This is a genomic window from Oleiphilus sp. HI0043 (assembly GCF_001634935.1).
Map to the genome: position 1 here is coordinate 1 of NZ_LWEY01000310.1, position 883 is coordinate 883.

Annotated in this window: 1 protein-coding gene and 1 pseudogene; both read right to left on the minus strand. The window is 40.9% G+C overall.

Annotated elements, in window-relative coordinates:
* Window positions 1-226: pseudogene (locus A3729_RS04320) on the minus strand (hypothetical protein); the annotation flags it as partial.
* A gap of 120 nt (window positions 227-346) precedes the next feature.
* Window positions 347-883: glycosyltransferase (locus A3729_RS04325; protein WP_068633265.1), on the minus strand; the 537-nt coding region annotated here is incomplete at its 5' end.

The following is an 883-nucleotide window of genomic DNA, read 5'->3' on the forward strand; positions in this document are numbered from 1 at the left end:
CCAATGTATTAACAGTTCGATAACTTTCCAGAAAATCAAAGCCCGTTTGGTTTAGAAAATGAGCTTTACCAGCAAGGTGAATTACAACATCGACACCCTGGAGGACCTTAGACCAATCAGTACTACCGTCTATATCACCTATAGATACCTCATCAACACTTCTCTCCTGCGCTTGCCTAACCGCCGCCACCAAGTCAAGCTTAGCACCTCGGACCTGAGAGCACATTGCTGTCCCTATGAATCCGCCAGCACCTGTCACTAACACCTTCACTTTTATCTTACTCCACTACTTAAACCAATCGACTTAAGAAATACATACGCCAATTAAACCAAGACGTATAATTCGCTATCGTTTTACTTTTGAGCGCTTTGCAAAAGCATTAAAAACATATCTCAGAAAATAGATGAACCGCATAGGCACTGGGATATGAGAAATCCTCATGTAAAGGAGAAATGTCTTAGGAACAACAACTAACTTATTCGCACTAATTTGTCCTTTTCTAATACGGTATTTAGTAAGATAACGAGATAAGCCATAGGATGAATGCCCCTTCGCCAACAAAGAAACCCATAATAGAAAATCTTGCCTAGCACGTACTTCGCTCAAACGAAATGTACCAACAAGTTTAGTATCCACCATACAGGTAGACATACCCATTTCAGTTTTACTCAAATGTTTGGGTAAATCGACGAGCGGGCTAACGTCAACAGCTCCTCGAGAGTCTTCCCCCTGTTCATCCATAAAGCTAAAGCTTGTATGTGAAATGGGGGCTGAATGCTCTTGCATAAACTCTATTTGAACCTTTAGCTTGTCTTTCTCCCAGATATCGTCAGAGTCCAGAAAGGCTATATATCTACCTTTTGATATTTCTAAGGCATTGTT